Source organism: Crossiella sp. SN42, assembly GCF_023897065.1.
Classification (GTDB): domain Bacteria; phylum Actinomycetota; class Actinomycetes; order Mycobacteriales; family Pseudonocardiaceae; genus Crossiella.
In genome coordinates this window covers 1-23353 of record NZ_JAMHIV010000039.1, presented here as the reverse complement: position 1 = coordinate 23353, position 23353 = coordinate 1, and the positions used below count along the sequence as shown (strand labels likewise).

The window sequence follows — 23353 nt, the reverse complement described above, 5'->3', positions numbered from 1 at the left end:
CTCACCATGCCCCACCCGGCGGGGGCGCGTCCTCGCGCAGCGCCGAACCCTCGATCAGCCCGTACGGCCGGTCCGCGGCGAAGAACACCTCACCGGGGTTGTCCAGCCCGAAGGGCGACAGGTCGACCAGGAAGTGGTGCTTGTTCGGCAGGGCCAGCCGGACCTCCACGACGTCCGGCTGGCCGGTGAGCACCCTGGAGCCCATCGCGTGCAGGGTCTGTTGCAGGGAGAAGCTGTGCGTGTCCGCGAACGCGGCCAGCAGCGCCGCCTTGGCCTGCCGGTGCGACTGCGCCCAGTCCCGCTCCCCGGCGTCGCGGTGTCGCCAGCGGGCGTCCACCGCAGTGGCCAGGATGCGGTCGGTGGCCTCGGGCAGGGTGGTGTACTCGTCCTTGACGTAGCCCCAGAACTCCGAGCCGGTGGAGTTCAGCACGGTCAGCTCGGTGACCCCGGAGACCACCCACGCGGTGTCCCCGTCGTAGGTGACCGTGGTGGTCCGGGTGCCGTCGCCGGTGCGGTGGAAGGAGTGCGAGGCGGGCTGGCCGTCCACCAGCGTGCGGGCCCAGCCGTACTGCTCGATGGCCACCCGAGCCCGGTGGATCGCGGGCTGGCTGTCCACGAAGTGCCGGGCCAGCCGCAGCGCGAAGTCCTCGATCTCGCCGACCCCGTCGCGGGCGAAGGCGTAGACGGTGTTCTTCTGGCTGTCGGTGGGCAGCACCTTGGCGTTGTCACCGGTCAGATGGGTCTCGGCCAGCTCCCCCGACAGGGCGATGCTGACATTCAGATCCGTGATGTGGTGCCCGGCCGCGCCCCGGTCGATCCGCACCAGCCGGACCTCGGCCTTGCCGTACTGGTTGTCGCCCAACACGATGCCCACGGTCAGCTCCCCCGGTAGGTCGAGTACGCGAACGGGCTCAGCAGCAGCGGCACGTGGTGGTGCTCGGCCGGGTCGGCGACCAGGAAGCTGATCACCACCTCCGGGTAGAACACCGGCCTGCCGGTGGCCGCCAGATACGGCCCGGTGTGGAAGAACAGCCGGTGCGCGCCCTCGGCGATGGGCAGGTCGCGCAGTCTGCCGTCGGCGTCGGTGACCCCCTCGGCGACCTGTGTCCACACCGCGTTGTCCAGGTGTTCCAGGTGCACCCGCACCCCGGTCGCCGGTCGGCCCAGCGCCGCGTCCAGCACGTGCGTGGAGATCGCCATCAGCCCACCATCTTGGTCAGTCGCAGTCGGACGATCCCGGCCAGCTCGGCCTTGACCACCTCACGTTCGGCGAAGGGCTCGTTGCCCAGCCGGTGCCGCAGCGCGGAGAGGATCTCCCCTGCGGTCTTGCCGGTCGCGCAGATCAGGAACACGTGCCCGAACCTGGCCTCGTAGCGCTGGTTGCCCTCCACCAGCTGCCGCTGCACATCGGCGTCCACGGTCTTGGCCGCGGCCTGCTCGCCGCGCGACCAGCGGGCCTCCTGACCGCCGCCCGCGGCGCGCTGCCCGATCCGCGGGTGCGCGTCCAGGGCCTGCCGCAGCTGGGTCCAGTCCAGCGCCTTGAGCGCGTCCGCCCCGGCGGTCTGCAGGGCGCGCAGGTCGCGGTAGGGGCGTCCGGCCAGCACCCGGCGGATCCACGCCGGGCTCGCGCAGCACGCGCGCAACAGCTCGACCGCCCTGGACTCGGGCAGCGCGTTGAACTCCTCCAGCAACTCCCGGACCCCCGTTACACGGTGCTCACCAGGTGGTGTCGGCCAGTACATCCAGGTTCGGCAGGCTGCGACTAGGTATGAGAAGCATGAAAACGCCGTCTTGTGCGGACCGGTCTTTTGTGGCTTCCTCCAATGCGGTGAGCTGAGGTGGAGGCGACGCGGATGCGGTTGCGCACACTGCTGGCGGTCTCGGAGCTGAAGCTGGTCCTGCTGACCGGCGCGCAGCACCTGGACCGGCCGGTGCGCTGGGTGTACACCACCGACCAGCGCGACCCCAGCCGCTACCTCTCCGGCGGCGAGCTGGTGCTCACCGGCATGGTCTGGCGGCGCGGGCCGGAGGACGCGGAGGCCTTCGTCTCCGCGATCGCCGCCGCCGGGGTGGCCGGACTGGCCGCGGGCGACGCCGAGTTCGGCTCGGTGCCCCCTGACCTGGTCGAAGCCTGCGCCCGGCACGGGGTGCCGCTGTTCGAGGTGCCCATCGACGTCTCCTTCGCCACCATCACCGAGCGGATCGTGCTGGCGCTGGCCGCGGACCGGCCGGACCACGCCGCGGTGGCGCTGGACCGGCACCGCCGCCTGGTCGAGGCGGTGGCCGAGGGCGCCGGCCTGGCCACCCTGCTGGAGCTGGGCTCCACCGGGATCGGCGCGCACTGCTGGGTGCTCTCGCCCACCGGCCGGGTGGTCGCGGGCAGCACCCGGCCGCCCTCACCGGGCAAGCGGGAGCTGCTGGTCCGGCAGTTCCTGCAGGCCGACCGGCTGCCGCGCACGGTGCGGTACCGGGACAGCCCGCCGTGCACCCTGCTGCCGGTGCCGGGCCGCGGCGGGCAGCGGATGGCCAGCTGGTTCCTGGTGGTCGACGGCGACCAGGAGCAGTGGGACCAGGGTCAGCGGGAGGTGGCCGGGGAGCTGGCCACCCTGGTCTCGCTGGACCGCTCCCGGCTGGAGGAGCGGCGGCGGGTGGAGAACCGCTCGTTCGCGCCGCTGCTGCACGCGCTGACCACCGGCCGGGCCGGGCCGGGGGAGATCGAGTCCCGGCTGGCCGCGGCCGGACTGGCGCCGGGGGACGCGGTGTGCGCGCTGTCGGCGGCCACCGTCGGCGGCGGGCCGGGACTGGCCGCGCTGGTGCTCGGCGAACTGGCCGCCGAACGCGCCAACCGGGTGCTGCTGGGCACCCTGGGCGAGGAGGCCTGCGCGGTGCTCTCCGGCGACCCGGAGTCGCTGACCGGCGCCCTGCGCGAGCTGCGCGCCGCGGTGGAGGTGGTCGAACCGGGGCTCGGCTCGGCCCGGCTGGTGATCGGGATCAGCGGGGTGACCAGCGCCTCCGGGCTGGCCGGCGCGGTGGAGGAGGCGCGGCACGCGCGCACCCTGGCCGAGCACCGGGACGCCAGGACCGCGGTGGTGGCCGCCGAGGAGATCGCCTCCCATTTGCTGCTGCTGGCCACCGTGCCGGAGGAGCTGCGCCGCTCCTTCGCGCACCGGCTGCTCGGGCCGCTGCGCGACTACGACCGGGAGCACGGCTCCGACCTGGTGACCACCCTGCGGGTCTTCCTGGACTGCGCGGGCTCGCCCACCAAGACCGCGGCCAAGCTGCACGTGCACGTCAACACGCTGCGCTACCGGATCGCCAGGATCGAGGAGCTGACCGGCCGCGACCTGAGCTGCTTCCCCGATCGGGTGGACCTGTACCTCGGGCTGAACCTGGACCCCGGCTGACCGGGCCCGTCAAGATCATTCGTCGGGGAGTTGTGGCACTGTCGGGGGTATGACTCCGGAGCCGGTGGTCCGTCCGCGCGGGGACGCCTTCGACGCCGCGGTGGAAACCCTGGCCGTGGCCTACCTCGACGATCCGCTGGTGAGCTGGCTGTTCCCGGAACCGACCAGCAGGCTGCGCTTCCAGCGCGGCTTCATCCGGTTCCTGCTGGCCGCGGGCGAGGCCGAGCTGGAGACCACGGCGGAGGGGGCCGCGGTCGCGCTGTGGCTGACCGTGGAGGCCAACGGCGAGTTCACCGGCCTGACCGCCGACGAGCTGACCGCTCTGCACGCCTCCTTCGGCCCGGCCGCGCACCGCCTGGCCGAGCTCGGCGGCGAGTTCACCCGGCGGCACCCGCACGGCGAGCGGCACCTGTACCTGCCGCTGATCGGCGTGCTGCCGGAGGCCCGCGGCCAGGGCCACGGCAGCCTGCTGCTGCGCCACCGCCTGGCCCGGACCAGGCTGCCCGCCTACCTGGAGGCCAGCACCGGACGCGGCGTCGCGCTCTACGCCCGGCACGGGTTCGTGCCGCTCGGCGAGCCGATCCGGCTGGCGGGCGGCCCGGACTGCCACCCCATGTGGCGCCCGGCCGAGTGACTGCGGCTAGTGACCGCCTGAACACGGTGCTACGTTTTTGTGCAACGTTGGAAACGGGCTGGGGAGGACGACGTTGAAGCGCACGTTCACGCGGTTGTGGCTGGTCGTGCTGGGCACCCTCGCGCTGACCGGGGCACTGCTGCCCGGCACCGCACTGGCGGTGGACCTGCCGGGCGGCAAGCGGATCTACGCGGTCACCATCGGCCAGGTGGCGCCGGTCGGCACGACGCCGACCGGGAACGAGTTCTCCCGGCTGGCCATGTACTACTTCAGCGGCAACGGCACCGTGCGGGAGGGGTTCTGGTACTGGAACTGGAACCAGGGCTACCCGGGGGTGCCGATCCGCACCACCTCGGCGGGCTGTGACAACTGCAAGATCCACACCGCCGGTGGCTTCCAGACCGGGGCCGAGGTCAAGTCGCTGGAAGGGACGTACACCACCAGCGGGAACCAGCTCAGCATCACCTGGCAGGGCGGGGTCACCGAGAAGTGGGCCGTGGCCACGCCGGAGCCGGGGATCAGCGCGATCTCGCTGACCGGGTCCAGCTACGGCGCGAACGTGGGCCAGGGCTATGGCAGCAACGCCAGCAACGACCTGGCCGTCCCGATGAACGAGGTGCCCAAGAAGGCCTACCGGGGCCGCTTCGCGCACAACTTCTTCGTCCAGTCCACCGGCAAGCTGTCCTCCGGCACCGGCGCGTCCAAGATCGACCTGGCGCTGGACGGCTGGAAGCAGTGCAACGGCGACTGCCTGAGCGGTCTGTTCGACGCCGGTCCCAACGCCTGCACCGCCTGCCCGGACGGCAAGCCGGGCAAGATCCGGTACTACCTGGCGTCCGAGGGCGGGCGGAAGAACTTCTACGAGCACTTCTGCACCTGCCTGGTGCAGGGCGGCAGCACGCCTTGCTACACCGGCGGCTCGCACCGCAAGCCGCAGTTGCAGGTGATCGACGACGCGGGCAAGTTCCGCGGCTGGGTGGGCATCGAGGCCCAGCACCGGGAGCCGCGGCGCGGCACGCTCGGCGTGCACTGGCACGTGGACCTCTGAGCAGCCCCACTCCAGGGGACGGCGGTGGTGGGGCCGCCCCCTGGAGTGAGCTCAGTACATCGCGCGGCGGCTGATCTTCTCGGTGAACCAGGCGAACCGGCTGCCCAGCAGGGCCTGGAGCACGTTGAGCGCGTGTGCGTCCGGGCCGATCAGGATGCGCGCCTGGTCGCGCTGGATGCCGCGGATGATGGTCCGGGCCGCGGCCGGCGCGCTGGTGCCCGCGATGCGGTCGAAGGCCGTGCTCAGCGACTTGCCGTACTCCGGCGTGCTGTGCCGGGCGTTGTTCACGATGTTGGTCTTGATCCCGCCGGGGTGCACGCAGCTCACGCCCACCGGGTGCCCGTCGATGCGCAGCTCCTGGCGCAGCGACTCGGTGAAGCCGCGCACCGCGTACTTGGCCGCGTGGTAGGCGGTCTGCCTCGGCACGGTCATCAGGCCGAACAGGCTGGAGATGTTGACCAGGTAGCCGTCCCCGGAGGCGATCAGGTGCGGCAGGAACGCCTTGGTGCCGTTGAGCACGCCACCGAAGTCGATGTTCATCACCCAGTCGAAGTCGGCGATGTCGGTCTCGGTGAAGCTGGAGGTCGCGGTCACCCCGGCGTTGTTGACCACCAGCTCGGCCCGGCCGAAGTCGCCGACCACCTCATCGGCGTGCGCCAGCACCGCGGCCCGGTCGGCCACGTCCAGGTGGTAGCCCTTGGCCCGGGCGCCGATCCGCTCGGCCTGGCGCACCGTCTCGGCCAGCCCGTAGTCGTCCACATCGGACAGCGCCAGCTGCGCGCCCCGGCGCGCCAGGTCCAGGGCCAGCGCCCGGCCGATGCCGGAGCCGGCTCCGGTGATCACCGCTACCCTGCCGCGGAACTCCCGCATGTCAGTGCACCGCCTCGTCGGCCTTGGTCACCGCGGCGACCTCCTCGGTGGCGCGCAGCCGGATCGAGTAGGCCTGCGCGTCGAACTTGCGGGTGAGCTGCCGGTAGCTCCAGGTAAAGGTAGGCCACAGCGTGGTGTTGCGCCCCTTGGCATCCAGGTACCAGCTCTCGCAGCCGCCGGTCAGCCAGACCGTGCCCCGCATCTGCTTCTGCACCCGCTCGTTGAAGGCGTGCACCCGGTCCACCCTCGGGTCCAGCTCGACGACCTCCTTGCGCCCCAGCACCTTCAGCGCGTCCATCACGTAGTTCACCTGCGACTCGATCATGAACACGATCGAGTTGTGGCCGAGGCCGGTGTTCGGGCCGACCAGCATGAACAGGTTGGGGAACCCGGCGATGGTGGTGCCCTTGTAGGCCTCCATGCCGTCCCGCCAGGCCTCGCCGAGGCGGACCCCGCCGCGGCCGTAGACCTTCTCCAGCGAGGGCGGGTCGGTGGCGTGGAAGCCGGTGCCGAAGATGATGGTGTCCACCGGGTGCTCGGTGCCGTCCGCGGTGACCACGGAGTTCGCCCGCACCTCGGTGATCCGGTCGGTGACCACGTCCACATTGGACTGCGCGACGGCGGGGTAGTAGTCGTTGGAGATGAGGATCCGCTTGCAGCCCATGGCGAAGGTGGGTAACAACTTCTTGCGCAGTTCCTTGTCCTTCACCGCGCGGAAGAGGTTCTTCTTGGCCCAGCGCTCGCCCAGGCGCAGCATCTTGGGCTGCCGGGTGAAGCCGATGACGTAGGTCTCCCGGCCCCAGTAGATGGCCGCGCGCACCAGCCGCTGCAACGGCGGGAACCACCGGAACAGGGTGCGCTCGACGGCGGTGATCGGCCGGTCCCTGCGCGGCATCACCCAGGGCGCGGTGCGCTGGAACAGCCGCAGCCGCTCCACCTTCGGCTGGATCTGCGGCACGAACTGGATGGCCGAGGCGCCGGTGCCGATCACCGCGACCTTCTTGCCGGTCAGGTCGTAGTCGTGGTCCCAGCGCGCGGAGTGGAAGGCGTGGCCCTGGAAGGTGTCCAGGCCCTTGATGTCGGGCAGCTGCGGCTCGCACAGCGGGCCCATGCCGGAGACCAGCACCTTGGCCGCGAAGGTCTCCTGGCTGGTGCGCACGATCCACCGGCCGCGCTCCTCGTCCCAGTCCGCGCGCTCGACGTCGTGGCCGAAGCGGATGTGCGGGTACACGCCGTGCTCGCGCGCGGTGCGGCGCAGGTAGCGCCAGATCTCCGGCTGCGGGGAGAACGAGCGGGTCCAGTCCGGGTTGGGCGCGAAGGAGAAGGAGTACAGGTGCGAGGGCACGTCGCAGGCCGCGCCGGGGTAGGTGTTGTCCCGCCAGGTGCCGCCGACCTCCTGGGCGCGCTCCAGCAGGACGAAGTCGGTGATGCCGCGCTGTTTCATCCGGATGGCCATGGCGAGGCCGGCGAATCCGGTGCCGATGACGGCTACGTGCACCTCGTGCATGAGCTGGCCTCCTTATTGACTGATATTCAATAAGCTAGTGGCGCTGTTGAGCCGGAGTCAATAAGCTGTTCGTTGTGACCCAGCGCACGCGTCTCAGCCCCGAGCTCCGGCGGGCTCAGCTGCTCAAGCTCGGTGTGGAGCTGCTCTCCACCCGCACCCTGGACGAGCTCTCCATCGAGGACCTGGCCGCCGAGGCCGGTATCTCCACCGGCCTGCTCTTCCACTACTTCGGCTCCAAGCGCGAGTTCCACCTGGCCGTGGCCAGGGCCGCGGCCGCCCAGCTGCTGGAGTTCCTGGCCCCGGACAAGACGCTGGAGCCCGCGCCGCGGATGCGGCAGAGCCTGCGCGGCTTCGTCGACTACGTCAGCCAGAACCGGGACGCCTACACCTCGCTGGTGCGCGGCGCGGCCACCGGCGATGAGGCCATGCGGGCGCTGTTCGAGGAGACCAGGACCGCGATCGCGGACATCGTGCTCGACAACGTGCGCGAGCTGGGCATCGAGTCCACCCCGGCGCTGGTGATGACCGTGCGCGGCTGGGTCGCCTTCGCCGAGGAGGTCACCATCAGCTGGCTGCGCGAGCCGCGGATCGACCGGGACGCCCTGCTGGACCTGCTGGAACGCGGCTTCTTCCAGCTGGCCATGGTGGCCGTCGGCGCGGACGCGGTGTCGCCGTACCTGCCCGATCCGTCCTGATTCGGGCAGCGGGACCGCTCATCCGGTCGGATGAGTCGCGGTGCTACCGTCAATGCCGTGCGCAGCCGGTACCTCAGCCCTGGATGGCTGGCCGGGCATGTCCTGGTGCTGTTGTGCGCGCTCGTCTGCGGCTGGCTCGGCTGGTGGCAGCTGGAGCGGGCGCTGTCCTCCACCGGCAGCGGGCTGAACCTGGGCTACGCGTTGCAGTGGCCGCTGTTCGGCGTCTTCGGCGTCGTCGCCTGGATCCGGTTCCTGCGCATGGAGGCCACCCGCGACGAGGAGGACGGCGAGACCCCCGAGGCCGCCGAACCCGTGGTGCCCGCGCAGCCGGCCGAGCCGGTGGCGGAGAAGTGGCTGCCGGGGCGGCCCCGGCCCGCGGCCCAGGACGCGGACATCGACCCCGAGCTGGCGGAGTACAACCGCTACCTCAAGCAGAAGGCGGAACAGTGGCAACAAAGGTGAAGCCGGGCACGCTGTCCCGGTTCCGGATCATGGCCTACATCGTCGGCGTCGGCCTGCTGCTGCTGGTCGTGGTGGCCATGCCGCTGAAGTACCTGGCCGACATGCCGGGCCCGGTCGCGGTCATCGGCCCGATCCACGGTTTCCTCTACGCCATCTACCTGGTGCTCGCCTTCGACCTGGCGATCAAGAGCAAGTGGTCCATCGGCGGCACCCTGCTGGTGCTGCTGGCCGGGACGGTGCCGTTCCTGTCCTTCGTGGCCGAGCGCTGGGTCACCCGCAAGGTGCAGGCAGGCGAGCGGATCTAGTCGGCTGAGCCGGAAGCGCGCTGCTTGACCAGCACCTCGATGCCGTCGAGCACCCTGGCCAGCCCGAACTCGAAGTTGTGCGCCGGATCGGTCGCGCCGCCGTGCTCCATGCCGGCGGCCTGGCCGACCCGGCTGGCCACCGGGTAGCGCGCCGGGTCCAGCACCTTGCCCAGCAGCGGCGCGTGCGCCTGCCACCACTGCTCGTCGGTGACCCCGCTGCGCGCGGCGGCCACCTCCGACTCCACCGCGCCGCGCACCGCGCTGTGCGTGAAGTCCAGCACCAGCCACAGCACCGAGTCCATCTCCACGTCGGACAGGCCGATGCCGTCGATCGCGCTGAGCTCGTGGTCGTACTTGGCGGTCACGTTCGGGCCCAGCACCGGACGGCTCATCAGCACGTAGGGCAGCCAGTTGTGCCGCTGGTACAGCTCCTTGTTCTGCCGCGCCACGTGCTCCAGCCGGTCCCGCCAGCCGCCCGGCGGGTGCTCCCTGGTGATCTCGCCGAAGACGGTGTCCAGCATGACGTCGATCAGCTCGCCCTTGCCCGGCACATAGGTGTAGAGCGACATGGTGCCCACGCCCAGCTCCTCGGCCACCCTGCGCATGGACAGCGCGCCCAGGCCCTCGGCGTCGGCGATGGCGATCGCGGCGCGCACGATCCGGTCCACGTTCAGCTCGGGCTTGCCCTTGCGGCTGGCCCGTTCACTGGTGCGCCACAACAGGGCGAGGCTGCGGGCCGGGTCCCCGTGGCCGCTGAACTCGATAGTCGACATGGCCGGATCAGCCTAAACGGGTGTGGTTGAGGCGTCTCGGGCCGGGTATTCGGCTGACCGTACCCACCACGAGGAGGACCCCATGACTCGCGACGCCGTTTCGCTCATCAAGGCCGACCACCGGGTGCTGGAGCGGTTGTTCGAGCAGGTCAAGCAGGCTGACCCGGAGCAGAGGGCGCGGCTGGTGCACGAGGTCGAGGCGCGGTTGAACGCGCACAGCAGGGCCGAGGAGGAGCACGTCTACCCCGCCCTGATCGCGGCCGACCCTGACGAGCGCGGCGAGGTGCACCACGGCGCGGAGGAGCACCTGGAGGCCGAGGAGCTGCTGACCAAGGCCAAGGAGAGCACGCTCAACTTCAGCGGCAAGTTCCAGAAGTTCGTCGACGCGGTCCAGCACCACATCGAGGAGGAGGAGACCGACCTCCTGCCCGCCCTGCGCAAGGCCGTCTCCGCCGATGAGCTGCGCCGCCTCGGCGAGCAGTTCGACAAGGCGCGCAAGCAGCACCTGGCCGAGGCCGGGATCACCGCCGAGGTGCCCGCACAGGGTGACAAGAGCGGCGAGCCCACCAAGGAGGAGCTGTACGAGCAGGCCAAGGCCGCCGACATCCCCGGGCGGTCGAGCATGACCAAGGACCAGCTCGCCGAGGCAGTGCGCAAGGCCTGACCGCGGCGGGCGGAGGCGCCGGCCGGGTCGGCATGGGACTCAGCGACGAGCCCCGGCGGACTCAGATCGGCGCGGCCAGCGCCTCCTCCAAGGTCTCCCGCAGGTCGAACAGCGTGCTCAGGCCGGTGGTGGCCAGCGGCCGGAACACCGAACGGTTGCCGGCCACCAGGCGCAGCGCGGTGCCCTTGTCCTGCGCGGCCTCCCTGGCCTCGACCAGCGCGGCCAGGCCGCTGGAACCCAGGAACGAGACCCCGGTCAGGTCGATGACCAGCAGCGGGCGGCTGCGCGCGAGCTGCTCCTCGATGCCGGTCTTGAGCAGCGGCGTGGTGAGCAGGTCGACCTCGCCGCCGACCTTGAGCACCCCGGCTAGCTCGGTCGAGGCCGCCGCGTCGAGGTCGATCAGCGCAGCCGCGCGCGTCTGGTCCTCCGCGAACTCATCGGCCGTCGACACAGGGTCCTCCACTGAAGCTTGCGCAACTGAACAGGCGTTTCACTTTTACCGTAGGCAGGTACTGGGTAAGGCACAACATAGCCGGGGCGCACGACACCGGCGCGGTCGGAGGGCGGACCGACGCACAGGAGGGCCGGATGTTGGCAAGCGAGCGCACGGGCAGCGGCGAACCCGGGGAGTCCGAGGGGAACCAGGAGCGGATCGCGGCGTTCGAGGACCTGCCCGCGATCGTCTGGGCCTTCGCCGGACCCCGGCACGTGGTGGTCGCGGCCAACCGGGCGGCGCGGGCCAGCATCGGCAACCGGCGCGAGGTGCTGGGCAGGCCGATCCGCGAGGTGATGCCGGAGGCGGCCGGCCAGCACATCTTCCCGCTGCTCGACGAGGTTTACCGGACCGGTAAGCCCATGCGTGGCGAGGAACGGCGGGTGTTGATCGATGTCAACGGCGACGGCAAGGCCGAGGAGGGCTACGTCTCCTTCTCCCTGGTGCCCAGGCTGGCCGCGGGCGGAGCGGTCATCGGCCTGCTCGCCCTGGTCACCGACGCCACCGGCAGTGTGCGTGGCCGACTGGCCGCCCAAGCCGGTGAGCAGCGGATGAGCGAGCTACGTGACGAGGAGCACCACATCGTGCGGGCGTTGCAGGACAGCCTGCTGCCCACCGCGCTGCCGGTGCTGCCCGGCGCCCGGCTGGCCGCCCGCTACGCCACCGCGGGCTCGGCGCTGAGCGCGGGTGGCGACTGGTACGACGCGATCAGCCTCGGCGACGGCAGGCTCGCGATCAGCGTCGGCGACGTGGTCGGCAGCGGGCCGGGCGCGGCCGCGGTGATGGGCCAGCTGCGCAGCGCGCTCACCGCCTACCTGCTGGCCGGCATGGACCTGGCCGAGGTGATCACCCGGCTGGGCGAGTTCGCCCGGCAGACCCCGCAGGCCGCCGGGGCCACCGCCTGCGTGGCGGTGCTGGACCCGGCGCGCGGCGAACTGACCTACACCAGCGCCGCGCACCCGCCGATCGTCCGGGCCAGGCCCGGCAGGAAGGCGGAGTACCTGCCCAGGGCGGCGGGCACCCCGCTCGCGCTCGGCGCGGGCGAGTTCGAGGTGCGCAAGGCCGAGGTGGCCGCCGACGACCTGCTGGTCTTCTACTCCGACGGCGCGGTGGACCGCAACGGCCAGTCCCCGCACCGCAGCGCGGCCGGCCTGCTGGCCTGCGCGGCCGAGGTGGCCGCGGAGCAGGACACCAGCGTGGACTCCCGCTGCGACCGGCTGCTGGCCGGGCTGCTCAGCTCAGGCCCCCCGGAGGACGACATCGCGTTGCTGCTGCTCCGGATCCAGGAGCCCTTGGCCGGGCTGCACCGCACCGTGCCAGGCCGCTCCGACCAGCTTGGCGGGCTGCGCAGGGACCTGCGCGACTGGCTGGCCGAGCGGGAGATCGACGGCGAGGACGCGCTGGCCGCGCAGATCGCGGTCGGCGAGGCCACCGCGAACGCGGTCGAGCACGCCTACGCCGACCTGGCACCCGGCCCGGTCACGCTGACCGCCGACCTGGACCAGACCGGCACGCTGCGGCTGACGGTCACCGACTCCGGCAACTGGCGACCGCCATCGGAGGACCCGCAGGGGCGGGGGAGGGGACTGCTGCTGATGCAGGCCGCGATGGACTCGGTGCGGGTCCGGCACACCGAGGACGGCACCACCATCGACCTGCGCCGACGGCTGGGCGCGGGGCCCGGCCGGGAGGTCGAGCCCAGTCCCGACGAGCTGGGCATGGACATCGGGCACGGCGAGCACGGGCCGGTGGTCCGGCTGCACGGCGCGATCGACTCCACCACGGTGGACCTGGTGCAACCGGTGCTGCGCCGGACCAGCAGGGGCGGCGCGCTGGCGCTGACCGTGGACCTTTCCGAGGTCAGCTACCTGGCCAGCGCCGGGGTGCGGATGTTCTTCGAGCTGGCCGCCGAGGCCGAGGCCGCGGGCGGACGGCTGGTGCTGTGCGCGCCGGAGGGCACCTCGGCCAGCTACGTGGCCAGGCTGACCGGGCTGGACGCCTACGTGGAGGTGAGGACCAACTGAACGCGACACCCCCACGAGGCGCCGCGTCCAGTGTGCCCGTGCCCCGGCCCGGGGACTCAGTCCTTGTCGAAGGTCTGGTCGCCGGGGATGGTGCTGGCCCGGAAGTCGCTGATGGCCTGCTTGGCCGCGAACACCGCGGCGACCGCCTGACCGACCGCGATCGCGCCCTTCAGGCTGACGATGTTCTTCTCCCGCACCAGCCGCATGAGCAAGCGGACCGTGTTGATCGCCGACACCGCGGCGAAGGCCAGCTTCAGACCCCCCTGGGCCATCTCGAGCTTGTCCACAGTGGACCTGGCCTTGACGCTGTCCATCCGGCTCCTCCTTCGACGACTGACATGGATCGGGTACCCCCTATGGCCGGAACCACGCACTCCGCCCCGGCGTTCGCGTCACCCGCTGCGTATTCTCCGGTGGAGCAGGAAGGCGGGCCGGAGGTGGGTGACCCAGCGGGTGGCGAGCGCTACTCGATCGTGCTGGTCGAGGACGACCGGGGGGACGCGTTCCTGGTCGAGGAGCTGCTGGCCGAGGCAGGGCTGAACGTCGAGCTGCACTGGGCGCGCACGGTGGCGGACGCGCGGGCGCACCTGCGGCCAGGGGTGCACTGCGTGCTGCTGGACCTCAACCTGCCCGACGCCGAGGGCTTCCAGGCCCTGCACACCGTGCTGGAGCGGGTGCCCGGCGCGGCCATCCTGGTGCTCACCGGGCACGCCGACGAGCACCGCGGCGTGCAGGCGGTGGCCGCGGGCGCGCAGGACTACCTGGTCAAGGGGCAGGTCGACGGCGGCCTGCTGGCCAAGGCGATCCGCTTCTCGGTGGAGCGCAAGCGGGTCGACGAAGGACTGCGCAAGCTGCGCGAGGCCGCGCTGGTCGCCCAGGAGAACTCCCGGCTGGAACGCGGCCTGCTGCCCACCCCGCTGCTGGCCGACCCGCGCATCGGCTACCGCTCCCGCTACCGGCCCGGCCGCAGCCAGAGCCTGGTCGGCGGCGACTTCTACGACCTGGTCGAGGCCGAGGACGGCACGCTGTACACGCTGATCGGCGACGTGTCCGGGCACGGGCCGGACGAGGCCGCGCTGGGCGTGTGCCTGCGCGCGGGCTGGCGGACCCTGGTGCTGGCCGAGACCTCGCCGGAGCGGATGCTGCCCGCGCTCAACCGCAAGATCATCCGGCACCCGTACCCGCGGATGGTCTTCGCCACCGTCTGCATGCTGGTCTTCTCCCCCGACCGCAAGGTGGTGCACCAGTACCTGGCCGGGCACCCGCCGCCGATCACGCTGGCCGGCCCGGACACCCGGCAGCTGCCGGAGCAGCCCAGCGGTCCCGCGCTGGGCATCTTCGAGAGCGCGGAGTGGCCGGCCCAGCGGCTGGAGCTGCCGCCGGAGTGGACGCTGATGCTGTACACCGACGGGCTGTTCGAGGGCAAGACCGGCCGCGGCCGGGAACGGCTCGGCGAGGACGGCCTGGTGCGGCTGCTGCGCGCCCACCCCGGCGACGCCGTCACCGAGCCGGACTGGCTGGACGAGCTGATCAACGAGGTGCAGCAGCTCAACGGCGGCCCGCTCACCGACGACGTGGCGTTGCTGCAGCTGTCCTTCCGCGCCGGCGCGGAGTGAGCGCCGGAGTGGCCGATAGTCTGTCCACTGTGGAGGGACGGGTGCGCTGGTCGCTGCGGCGGCGGCTCGCGGTCGCCTTCGGCGTGCTCGGCGGGCTGCTGGCGATCGGCGTGCTGGCCGGGGTGCTGTCCGCGACCAGGCTCTTCGCCGCCAGCACGGACGTGGTGGACGACGTGTCCCCGGCCCGGATCCGCTCGGCCATGCTCGGCCAGACCTACGGTGACCAGCAGCTGGCCGTGCGCGACTACGTGCTCAGCGGCACCGAGAACCGGCTGGAGCGCTACCAGTCCGAGCGCACCGAGGAGTTCGCCACCCTGGCCAGGCTGCGCGAGCTGCTCGCGGGCAGGCCCGAGCTGAGGGCCAAGGTGGACGTCGTGCAGGCGGCGGCCGGCACCTGGCAGCGCGAGCTGGCCGAACCGGCCATCGCGCGGGTGAAGGCCAGCGGGGCCAGCGGCGCGCTGCTGGGCGGCCTGGACTACACCGAGCCCAGGTTCGTCGCGCTGCAGGACGCGCTGAAGGATCTGGACACCGCGATCGGCCAGCAACGGCTGGTCAGCAGGGCCGCGATGGAGCGGGCGCTGTGGACGCTGACCGGGCTGGGCATCGGGTTCGTGGCCTTCGCGCTGGTGTGCGCGGCGGCGCTGTGGCTGGCGCTGCGCCGCTGGGTGACCGCGCCGCTGGGCAGGCTCAGCGAGGAGACCACCAGGGTGGCCCAGGGCGACCTGTCCCGGCAGGTCGGCAGCGACGGGCCGCTGGAGATCGCCGCGCTGGCCGCGGACATCGAGGCCATGCGGGTGCAGATGTTCACCGCGCTGATGACCGCGGTCCGGGTGCAGGAGACGCTGCGGGAGCAGGCCGAACAGCTCAACGAGTCGGCCGAGGACCTGCGCCGCTCCAACGCCGAGCTGGAGCAGTTCGCCTACGTGGCCTCGCACGACCTGCAGGAGCCGCTGCGCAAGGTGGCCAGCTTCTGCCAGATGCTGCAACGCCGGTACAGCGGCCAGCTGGACGCGCGCGCCGACCAGTACATCGAGTTCGCGGTGGACGGCGCCAAGCGGATGCAGCAGCTGATCAACGACATGCTGGCCTTCTCCAGGGTGGGCCGGACCACCGGCGGGTTCACCGAGGTCGAGCTGGACGAGGTGCTGAGGCGGGCGCTGACCAGCCTGAGCGCCGCCCGCGAGGAGACCGGCGCGGTGGTCGAGGCGGACCCGCTGCCCACGGTGCGCGGCAACGCCACCCTGCTGGCCCAGGTGCTGCAGAACCTGGTGGGCAACGCGATCAAGTTCCGCGGCGAGGCCGTGCCGCACATCCGGATCACCGCCGAACGGCACGCCGAGGAGTGGCTGTTCCGCTGCGCGGACAACGGGATCGGCATCGAGCCGCAGTACGCGGAGAAGATCTTCGTGATGTTCCAGCGCCTGCACGCCAAAGAGGACTACACCGGCACCGGCATCGGCCTGGCGCTGTGCCGCAAGATCATCGAACACCACGGCGGCCGGATCTGGCTCGACACCGAGATCAGCCGAGGCACTACCGTGTGCTGGACCCTGCCGGTTCTCGCCGAGGAGCACGAGTGATCGAACCCTCAGACATCCGCCCCATCGAGGTCCTCCTGGTCGAGGACGACCCCGGTGACGTGCTGATGACCACCGAGGCCTTCGAGGAGAACAAGGTCGGCAACCGGCTGCACGTGGTCAGCGACGGCGTGGAGGCGATGGCGTTCCTGCGCCGGGAGGGCAAGTACGCCGACGCGCCCCGCCCGGACCTGGTGCTGCTGGACCTCAACCTGCCCAAGATGGACGGGCGGGAGGTGCTGACCGCGATCAAGGGCGATCCGCAGCTGCGCCGCATCCCGGTGGTGATCCTGACGACCTCGGAGGCGGAGGAGGACGTGCTGCGCAGCTACCAGCTGCACGCCAACGCCTACGTCACCAAGCCGGTGGACTTCGAGCAGTTCGTCAAGGTGGTCCGCCAGGTGGACGACTTCTTCCTGACCGTGGTGCGGCTGCCCAGGGTTCAGTAGGACGCGGAATGCGGTGGCGGCAGGTCAGGGTCCCGCCGCCACACCCCGCCTCACCTGGCGAACTGGAACCAGTTCAGGTTGGCGAAGTTCGCGCCCCCGCCGCCGGCGGCCACCACGTACAACCGCTGCACCCCGGTCGCCGATCCGCTCACGTTCGCGCTGCGGCTGGCCCAGCTCTGCCAGCCGCCGGTGCTCGCCGCGGGCACGGTCGCGACCACCGGCCCGGCCGGTGAGCCCAGCCGGAACTCCAGGGTCCCGTTGGTGCTCGCGCCGGAGGCCAGGCGGGCGGTGACCGTGCGCGGTGCGGTCGCGCCGAAGTCCACGTCGGCGTAACCGAGGTAGTCGCCCGCGGCGAGCCAGCCCACGTTGCGGCCGCAGCCGGCGTCGGTGCACCGCTGCACGTCGGTGCCGCGCTGCTCGTCGTAGTAGGCCGCGCCGATGACGTTGTACGGGCTCTGCGTGGCCGGGAACCGCTCGCCCGCGCCGTAGCCGAACAGCGGGGTCTTGCCGTCGCCGACGTTGACCGGCTGCTGGGCGGCACTGGTCATCCAGCTCACCGGCAGGGTGGCGGTGGGCTTGTGGTCGCCGAAGAGCACGTCGGCCACGCCGTTGCCCTCGGTGCCGGGCAGCCAGGCGGCCACCAGCGCGCTCCAGTCCGGCAGCTGCGCGGCGATGTCCAGCGGGCGGCCGGAGACCAGCACCGTGACCACCGGCACCCCGGCGGCCTTCAGGCGGTTCAGCGTGGCCAGGTCCTCCGCGTCCAGGCCCATGCCGCCGGGGCGGTCGCCGCTGTACTCCGCGTACGGGGTCTCGCCGAGGACCGCGATCGCGGCCTGGTAGCTGTCGTTGATCCCGTTGCCGCCGCGGTCGTAGGTGACCGTGGTCTGCGGGGACACCGCGGCCCGGATCCCTTGCAGCACGGTGGTTCCCGGCGTGATGCCGCCGCTGCTGCCCTGCCAGCTGATCGACCAGCCGCCGCTCTGGTTGCCGATGTCGTCGGCGTTCTTGCCGGCCACGAAGATCTTGCTCGCGGTCTTGGGCAGCGGCAGCACCCCGTGCTGGTTCTTCAGCAGCACCTGGGACTTGCGCACCGCCTCCCGGGCCAGCGCTCGGTGCGCCGGGCTGCCCACGGTGGCGGTGAAGGACCGGTCGGTGAACGGCTTCTCGAACAGGCCCAGCTCGAACTTCTTGGTCAGGATGCGCCGGTTCGCGTCGTCCACCCGGGACATCGGCACCCGGCCGGCCTGCACCTCGGCGCGCAGCAGGTCGATGAACTTCCGCCACTCCGAGGGCACCATCACCATGTCGATGCCCGCGTTGATCGACTGCCGCACCTCGGCGGCGGTGAAGCCGGGCTGGCCGTCGATCTGGTCGATGGCGTTGTAGTCGGAGACCACCAGGCCGGTGAAGCCCAGCTCGGTCTTGAGCAGGTCGGTGATCAGGTACCGGTGGCCGTGCAGCTTGGCGCCCTGCCAGCTGCTGTAGCTGATCATCACCGAGCCGACCTGGCGCGCGATGGCCTCGCGGAAGGGCGGCAGGTGGATCGAGCGCAGCTCGGCCTCGGAGATCTGGGTGTCGCCCTGGTCCTTGCCGCCAGTGGTGCCGCCGTCGCCGATCCAGTGCTTGGCGGTGGCCAGCACCGCGCCGGGCCGGTTCAGCGCGCTGCCCTGCAGGCCGGTGACCAGCGTGGTCATCGAGGTGGCGATCTCGGGGTGCTCGCCGAAGGACTCGTAGGTTCGGCCCCAGCGGTCGTTGCGGGCCACGCACAGGCAGGGCGCGAAGTCCCAGTCGATGCCGGTGCCGGAGACCTCCTTGGCGGTGGCCTCGCCGATCCGCCGCACCAGCTCCGGGTCGCGGGTCGCGCCCAGGCCGATGTTGTGCGGGAACAGGGTCGCGCCGCGCACGTTGTTGTGCCCGTGCACCGCGTCCACGCCGTAGATCAGCGGGATGTTCAGCGGGGTGGCCAGCGAGGCCCGCTGGAAGTTGTCGTACATGTCGGCCCAGGCGGTGGCGGTGTTCGGGCTGGGCGCCGAGCCGCCGCCGGAGAGCAGCGAGCCGATCCGGTAGGTGGTCAGGTCGGCGGCAGTGACCGAGGCGCGCTCGGCCTGGGTCATCTGGCCGATCTTCTCGTCAAGGGACATCCGGGACAGCAGGTCGGCGACCCTGGCGGGCACCGGCTGGGCCGGGTCCTTGTAGATCGGGTCGGCCGCCGCGGCCGGGCCCGTGACCAGGGCGGATCCCAGCAGGGCGAGGGTGAGCGCGCCGGTGGTCAGTCTCGCGAGGGACCGTTTGCGAGCGCTCTCACGTCGTCGTGGAAGAGGCATGGCAGGGCCTTTCGGGGAATTCGTTGCGACTCACAACAAGGCGGCCCCCTGACCGTAACCGGCCAGCCCCGCTTTAGGTCTAGACCAATCGGGTGCCTACTTTCGGGCTGAACCGAGCAGTCTAGAAAATATCCCTGTTCGGCTTATCGACCCCTGAGGGAAATGAAGCTACGCTTTTCTTCCATTTCCTACGATTGCGTTTCCGTGAGAAGCGCGAACGGTGAACTCTCTTTCCTAGCGTACTTTCGTGTTCCCTGTCCACGTCTGTACGTGAGGGCAAACAGTGAATTAGAGTCCGCCCTTACGTTCGCGCGAGCGTGCCTCACTTCCGTTCTGCACAAGAGCCAACCCTGCCCGGTGGTGCCAACAGGTGCCATCCGGCAGCTCTGCGGGAGAGGACAATGTTGATGAGTCGAACCCGGGACTGGCGGGGCAAAGCCGCAGCGGTGACGCTGCTGGCCGCCGCCACCACCGCCCTCGCCGCCCTGCCGGCCACCGCCGCGCCGGAGGCCGCCATCCGCAACACGGGTGGTGAGGGCGCCGTGCCCAACAGCTTCATCGTCGTGCTGAAGGACAGCGCCGAGGTCAGGGCAGCCTCGGTCGCCACGGTCGCGAGCAATCTCGCGGCCACCTATGGCGCGAAGGTCGGACGAACCTATGACACCGCCATTCGTGGTTTCTCGGTGACCGTCGGGGAATCGCAGGCGCGGCGTCTGGCCGCCGACCCTCAGGTCGCATTTGTGGAACAGAACCGCACGGTGCGTATTTCCGGGACCCAACCTAATCCGCCATCCTGGGGACTTGACCGAATCGACCAGCGGGCGCTCCCGCTGAACCAGTCCTACACGTATCCGAATGACGGCACCGGAGTGAACGTCTACGTCGTGGACACCGGTATCCGGGTGACGCACCAGGACTTCGGCGGCCGCGCGGTCTCCGGCTACGACTTCATCGACAACGACACCAACGCCGATGACTGCCAGGGTCACGGCACGCACGTCGCGGGCACCGTGGCCGGTACCGCGCACGGCGTGGCCAAGGGCGCCAAGGTGCACGGCGTCCGGGTGCTGAACTGCCAGGGCTCCGGCACGTACGAGCAGGTCATCGCCGGTATCAACTGGGTGGCCAACAACGCGGTCAAGCCCGCCGCCGCCAACATGAGCCTCGGCGGCGGGGCCAGCGACGCGGTGGACGCGGCCGTGCGCGGCGCCATCACCAAGGGCGTCACCTTCGCGCTGGCCGCCGGCAACGGTGACATCTTCGGCCGTCCGCAGGACGCCTGCACGGTGTCCCCGGCCCGGACCCAGGAGGCCATCACCGTCGGCGCCACCGACACCAACGACAACAAGGCGACCTTCTCTAACTTCGGCACCTGCGTCGACATCTTCGCGCCAGGGGTGAACATCACCTCGGCGTGGAAGGACAACGACACCATCACCCGCACCATCTCCGGCACCTCGATGGCGGCCCCGCACGTCGCGGGCGCGGCGGCCCTGGTGCTGCAGGCCAACCCGGCCTTCACCCCGCAGCAGGTGCGGGACGCCATGGTGAACGCGGCCACCCCGGACAAGGTGGTCAACCCCGGCACCGGCTCGCCGAACAAGCTGCTCTTCGTCGGCGAGGGCGGCACCACGCCGCCGCCGAGCTGCACCCTGACCAACGACAACGACATCCCGGTGCCCGACCTGGCCACCGTGGAGAGCCCGGTGACCGTGGCCGACTGCGCGGGCAACGCGGCCACCGTGACCGTGGACGTCAACATCAAGCACACCTGGCGCGGTGACCTGGTGGTCGACCTGCTCGCGCCCGACGGCACCCCGTTCCGCCTGAAGGGCTCCAGTGGCTCCGACAGCGCGGACGACGTGGTGGGCTCGTTCACCGTCAACGCGGCAGGCAAGGTGAAGAACGGCGTGTGGAAGCTGCGGGTGCAGGACGTGGCCCGTTCCGACACCGGCACCATCCTGAGCTGGACCATCAAGCTCTGAGCTGATCCCGGTGTGGCGGCGGTTGTTGACTCGGTCTCAACCGCCGCCACACCGGCGCGCACCGGGTTAGCTTCACCGGGTGCCCACCGTTGTCGCTGGTTTTGTGCCGATCTGGGCGCTGACCGGGGTGGGCTACCTGGTGCGGCGCACCAACCTGTTCGGCCTGGCCGCCGAGCGCGCGCTGACCAGGGTGGTCTTCTACCTGGCGATGCCCGCGGTGCTGTTCACCACGCTGAGCCGGGTCTCCCTGGACGGCCTGGCCAGCGGCTCGATCCTGGCCTTCGCCGCGAGCACGGTGCTGGTCGGCGCGCTCGGCCTGGCCGCCAGCCGCTGGCTGTTCCGCCGCAGGCTGGCCGACCAGGCCATCGGCGGCATGTCCTCGGCGTATGTGAACGCGGCCAACCTGGGCATCCCGGTGGCCATCACCGTGCTCGGCGACCCGAGTTTTGTGGTGGCCGCGCTGATGTTCCAGCTGCTGGTGGTCATGCCCACGGTGCTGACCCTGATCGACACCGACCTCAACGCCGGTGGCGGCGGCCGCTACGCCGCGATCCGCCGGGTCCTGCTGCTCCCGGTCCGCAACCCGGTGATCCTGGGCGCCGCGGGCGGTCTGGCCATCGCCGCCCTGGGCTGGAAGCTCCCGCCGCTGCTCGCCCAGCCACTGGACCTGCTCGGCGGCGCGGGCGTGCCGCTGGCCCTGCTGGTGCTGGGCATGTCCCTGTTCGGCCGCGCCGAGTCCGCCGACCTGCCCCGCCGCAGCGAGGTGCTGGTGGTGGTCACGCTCAAGATCGTGCTGCAACCCCTGGTGTGCTTCCTCATCGGCCGCTTCGCCCTCGGCCTCGACGGTCCGGCGCTGCTGGCCGCGGTGCTGTTCGCGGCCCTGCCCACCGCGCAGAACGCCTTCGTCTTCGCCAGCCAGTACCAGCTCCGCGCGGGCGCGCTGGCCCGCGACTCGATCCTGCTGACCACCCTGCTGTCCATGGCCAGCCTGACCCTGATCACCTACCTGCTGAGCTAGCCCGCCACCCGGTAGGTGACGTGGGTGACCATGGGCGAGTGCTCCACCAGCACCGGCTCCAGCTCCATCCGCGGCCCCTGGTCGAACAGCGGCGTGCCCGCCCCCAGCAGCACCGGAGCCACGTGCAACCGCAGCTCCTGCACCAGCCCCGCGTGCATGGCCGCCCGGATCACCTGGGCTCCACCGGCCACCACCACATCCCGCTCCCCAGCCGCCGCCCGCGCCCGGTCCACCGCCCGCCGCACCCCGTCGGTGACGAAGGTGAACCGAGTGACGCCCTGGATGTGGTCGGGCCGGTCCCGGTTGGTGAGCACAAAACAGGGCCGCTGCCAGGCCCCGTCCCCGCCCCACTTGCCGATCCCGACGTCGAAGAGCCGCCGCCCCAGCACAAACGCCCCGGTGTTGGCGAACATGCGGCCCGCCACCGCCAGATCCGCCTCACCCGGTGGCGTGTCCCCGAACCCGAGCCAGTGGTGCAGCCGCAACCCGTGCAGCCCCATGGGTTGCGCGGCGCTCACCTCCGGCCCGGCGACGAACCCGTCCACCGACACGGTGATCTCCGCGATGACCCGTCCCACACCATCTCCCCACCAGCGCCGGTTAGCGTGTCCGCACGCCGGAGAAGTCCCCGGCGCACTGGGAGGAAACCTTATGGCCCCGAGCACCAGACCCATCTGCCTGACCTGTGGCACCCAGTACGCGGCCCCCCGCGCGGACTGTCCCATCTGCACCGATGAGCGCCAGTACGTGCCCGCGGCCGGCCAGCGCTGGACCGACTTCGACGCGCTGCGCGCCAACCCGGAGCTCAAGCCCCGCATCCAGGAGGAGGGCCCCGGCCTCACCGGCATCGGCACCGAACCGAGGTTCGCCATCGGCCAGCGCGCCCTGCTGGTCCAGGCCCCCACCGGCAACATCCTCTGGGACTGCACCGCCTACCTGACCGACGAGATCATCACCGCCGTCCAGGACCGGGGCGGCCTGTCCGCCATCGCGATCAGCCACCCGCACTACTACACCACCATGGTCGAATGGGCCCACGCCTTCAACGTCCCCATCCACCTGCACGAGCACGACGCCGAGTGGATCGGCCGCCCAGACCCGTCCATCCAGCTGTGGTCCGGCACCCACAAACCCTTGGCCGACAACCTCACCCTGGTCAACCTGGGCGTGCACTTCGCGGGCGGCACGGTGCTGCACTGGAACCGCGCCCTGCTCACCGGCGACATCGTCCAGGTCATCCCGGACCGGAGTCACGTGGCGTTCATGTACAGCTACCCGAACCTGATTCCCGAGCGGCCGGCGGTTGTCCGCAGGGCGCAGGAACTGTTGCGGGACTTGGACTTTGACGCGATCTACGGGGCTTGGTGGGACTCGACGATTCCGGAGAACGGCCACGAGATCGTGCAGCGCTCGGCCAAGCGGTACTTGGAGTATGTGCGCGACGACAGCTGAACGGACCGGGAAACGTTGCGGCGCAGGGGGTTGGCTTTTCAAAACCTGTCCGA

At 71.2% G+C, this 23353-nt stretch carries 24 protein-coding genes and 1 pseudogene; 14 read left to right on the top strand and 11 right to left on the bottom strand.

Annotated features, from left to right (window positions below; all coding sequences use genetic code 11):
* Window position 1: 1 nt before the first annotated feature.
* From pucL to uraD, 3 genes are read right to left on the bottom strand one after another with little or no spacing between them, the layout of a single operon-like run.
* On the bottom strand, window positions 2-874 hold the full coding sequence (pucL, locus tag M8C13_RS36600; RefSeq protein WP_252485380.1) for a factor-independent urate hydroxylase: 873 nt from the start codon (window positions 872-874) through the stop codon (window positions 2-4).
* A gap of 2 nt (window positions 875-876) precedes the next feature.
* Window positions 877-1203, bottom strand: coding sequence for a hydroxyisourate hydrolase (uraH, locus tag M8C13_RS36595; RefSeq protein WP_252485450.1), 327 nt, complete (start codon window positions 1201-1203; stop codon window positions 877-879).
* Window positions 1200-1691 carry a 2-oxo-4-hydroxy-4-carboxy-5-ureidoimidazoline decarboxylase gene (uraD, locus tag M8C13_RS36590; protein ID WP_252485379.1) on the bottom strand — a complete coding sequence of 164 codons (492 nt, stop codon included), beginning with the start codon at window positions 1689-1691 and terminating at the stop codon, window positions 1200-1202. The genes uraH and uraD overlap by 4 nt, the downstream gene beginning before the upstream one ends.
* A gap of 162 nt (window positions 1692-1853) precedes the next feature.
* On the opposite strand from uraD, the gene M8C13_RS36585 reads away from it, so the two are divergent.
* The 3 genes from M8C13_RS36585 to M8C13_RS36575 all read left to right on the top strand — a co-directional run bounded on the left by M8C13_RS36585 (window position 1854) and on the right by M8C13_RS36575 (window position 5086).
* Window positions 1854-3404, top strand: a complete 1551-nt coding sequence (locus tag M8C13_RS36585; RefSeq protein WP_252485378.1) for a PucR family transcriptional regulator — start codon at window positions 1854-1856, stop codon at window positions 3402-3404.
* 49 nt (window positions 3405-3453) lie between these two features.
* The gene (locus tag M8C13_RS36580) at window positions 3454-4038 is read left to right on the top strand and encodes a GNAT family N-acetyltransferase (RefSeq protein WP_252485377.1); all 585 of its coding nucleotides are present in this window, start codon (window positions 3454-3456) and stop codon (window positions 4036-4038) included.
* 73 nt (window positions 4039-4111) lie between these two features.
* Complete coding sequence (locus M8C13_RS36575; RefSeq protein ID WP_252485376.1) at window positions 4112-5086, top strand: hypothetical protein; 975 nt, start codon at window positions 4112-4114, stop codon at window positions 5084-5086.
* Between the two features lie 51 nt (window positions 5087-5137).
* On the opposite strand, the gene M8C13_RS36570 is transcribed toward M8C13_RS36575, so the two are convergent.
* On the bottom strand, window positions 5138-5956 hold the full coding sequence (locus M8C13_RS36570) for an SDR family oxidoreductase (protein ID WP_252485375.1): 819 nt from the start codon (window positions 5954-5956) through the stop codon (window positions 5138-5140).
* A gap of 1 nt (window position 5957) precedes the next feature.
* A complete protein-coding gene (locus M8C13_RS36565; protein ID WP_252485374.1) occupies window positions 5958-7463 on the bottom strand; it encodes an NAD(P)/FAD-dependent oxidoreductase in 1506 nt (501 codons plus the stop codon).
* A 74-nt stretch (window positions 7464-7537) separates the two neighbouring features.
* Here M8C13_RS36565 and M8C13_RS36560 point away from each other — a divergent pair, with 74 nt between their 5' ends.
* From M8C13_RS36560 to M8C13_RS36550, 3 genes are read left to right on the top strand one after another with little or no spacing between them, the layout of a single operon-like run.
* A complete protein-coding gene (locus tag M8C13_RS36560) occupies window positions 7538-8158 on the top strand; it encodes a TetR/AcrR family transcriptional regulator (protein ID WP_252485373.1) in 621 nt (206 codons plus the stop codon).
* A gap of 57 nt (window positions 8159-8215) precedes the next feature.
* Complete coding sequence (locus M8C13_RS36555; RefSeq protein WP_252485372.1) at window positions 8216-8620, top strand: hypothetical protein; 405 nt, start codon at window positions 8216-8218, stop codon at window positions 8618-8620.
* Complete coding sequence (locus M8C13_RS36550; protein ID WP_283660725.1) at window positions 8605-8925, top strand: DUF3817 domain-containing protein; 321 nt, start codon at window positions 8605-8607, stop codon at window positions 8923-8925. The genes M8C13_RS36555 and M8C13_RS36550 overlap by 16 nt, the downstream gene beginning before the upstream one ends.
* On the opposite strand, the gene M8C13_RS36545 is transcribed toward M8C13_RS36550, so the two are convergent.
* Window positions 8922-9698 carry a TetR/AcrR family transcriptional regulator gene (locus tag M8C13_RS36545; protein WP_252485371.1) on the bottom strand — a complete coding sequence of 259 codons (777 nt, stop codon included), beginning with the start codon at window positions 9696-9698 and terminating at the stop codon, window positions 8922-8924. The genes M8C13_RS36550 and M8C13_RS36545 overlap by 4 nt on opposite strands.
* 82 nt (window positions 9699-9780) lie before the next feature.
* Here M8C13_RS36545 and M8C13_RS36540 point away from each other — a divergent pair, with 82 nt between their 5' ends.
* Window positions 9781-10362 carry a hemerythrin domain-containing protein gene (locus M8C13_RS36540; protein ID WP_252485370.1) on the top strand — a complete coding sequence of 194 codons (582 nt, stop codon included), beginning with the start codon at window positions 9781-9783 and terminating at the stop codon, window positions 10360-10362.
* Between the two features lie 61 nt (window positions 10363-10423).
* Here M8C13_RS36540 and M8C13_RS36535 read toward each other — a convergent pair whose 3' ends face one another.
* A complete protein-coding gene (locus M8C13_RS36535) occupies window positions 10424-10813 on the bottom strand; it encodes an STAS domain-containing protein (RefSeq protein WP_252485369.1) in 390 nt (129 codons plus the stop codon).
* Between the two features lie 137 nt (window positions 10814-10950).
* On the opposite strand from M8C13_RS36535, the gene M8C13_RS36530 reads away from it, so the two are divergent.
* The gene (locus tag M8C13_RS36530) at window positions 10951-12879 is read left to right on the top strand and encodes a SpoIIE family protein phosphatase (protein WP_252485368.1); all 1929 of its coding nucleotides are present in this window, start codon (window positions 10951-10953) and stop codon (window positions 12877-12879) included.
* Window positions 12880-12935: 56 nt separating this feature from the next.
* Here the strand turns inward: M8C13_RS36530 and M8C13_RS36525 are convergent, their stop codons facing one another.
* Window positions 12936-13193: a hypothetical protein gene (locus M8C13_RS36525; protein ID WP_252485367.1), complete on the bottom strand. Its 258-nt coding sequence runs from the start codon at window positions 13191-13193 to the stop codon at window positions 12936-12938.
* Between the two features lie 123 nt (window positions 13194-13316).
* Here M8C13_RS36525 and M8C13_RS36520 point away from each other — a divergent pair, with 123 nt between their 5' ends.
* From M8C13_RS36520 to M8C13_RS36510, 3 genes are read left to right on the top strand one after another with little or no spacing between them, the layout of a single operon-like run.
* Entirely contained in the window at window positions 13317-14495 is a 1179-nt protein-coding gene (locus tag M8C13_RS36520; protein WP_252485366.1) for a PP2C family protein-serine/threonine phosphatase, read from the top strand.
* Window positions 14496-14503: 8 nt separating this feature from the next.
* The gene (locus M8C13_RS36515) at window positions 14504-16075 is read left to right on the top strand and encodes an ATP-binding protein (RefSeq protein WP_252485365.1); all 1572 of its coding nucleotides are present in this window, start codon (window positions 14504-14506) and stop codon (window positions 16073-16075) included.
* On the top strand, window positions 16072-16521 hold the full coding sequence (locus M8C13_RS36510) for a response regulator (RefSeq protein WP_252485364.1): 450 nt from the start codon (window positions 16072-16074) through the stop codon (window positions 16519-16521). The genes M8C13_RS36515 and M8C13_RS36510 overlap by 4 nt, the downstream gene beginning before the upstream one ends.
* Window positions 16522-16571: 50 nt before the next feature.
* Here the strand turns inward: M8C13_RS36510 and M8C13_RS36505 are convergent, their stop codons facing one another.
* Entirely contained in the window at window positions 16572-16961 is a 390-nt protein-coding gene (locus M8C13_RS36505; protein ID WP_308202895.1) for a carbohydrate-binding protein, read from the bottom strand.
* 27 nt (window positions 16962-16988) lie between these two features.
* Window positions 16989-18845 (bottom strand): annotated as a pseudogene (locus M8C13_RS36500) (glycoside hydrolase family 3 protein); the annotation flags it as partial.
* Between the two features lie 407 nt (window positions 18846-19252).
* On the opposite strand from M8C13_RS36500, the gene M8C13_RS36495 reads away from it, so the two are divergent.
* Together M8C13_RS36495 and M8C13_RS45635 are read left to right on the top strand one after the other, a co-directional pair.
* A complete protein-coding gene (locus M8C13_RS36495) occupies window positions 19253-20830 on the top strand; it encodes a S8 family peptidase (RefSeq protein WP_252485363.1) in 1578 nt (525 codons plus the stop codon).
* Between the two features lie 79 nt (window positions 20831-20909).
* Window positions 20910-21848 carry an AEC family transporter gene (locus tag M8C13_RS45635; RefSeq protein ID WP_252485362.1) on the top strand — a complete coding sequence of 313 codons (939 nt, stop codon included), beginning with the start codon at window positions 20910-20912 and terminating at the stop codon, window positions 21846-21848.
* On the opposite strand, the gene M8C13_RS36485 is transcribed toward M8C13_RS45635, so the two are convergent.
* Window positions 21845-22426: a dihydrofolate reductase family protein gene (locus M8C13_RS36485; RefSeq protein WP_252485361.1), complete on the bottom strand. Its 582-nt coding sequence runs from the start codon at window positions 22424-22426 to the stop codon at window positions 21845-21847. The genes M8C13_RS45635 and M8C13_RS36485 overlap by 4 nt on opposite strands.
* A 73-nt stretch (window positions 22427-22499) precedes the next feature.
* On the opposite strand from M8C13_RS36485, the gene M8C13_RS36480 reads away from it, so the two are divergent.
* A complete protein-coding gene (locus M8C13_RS36480; RefSeq protein ID WP_252485360.1) occupies window positions 22500-23300 on the top strand; it encodes an MBL fold metallo-hydrolase in 801 nt (266 codons plus the stop codon).
* Window positions 23301-23353: the final 53 nt, after the last annotated feature.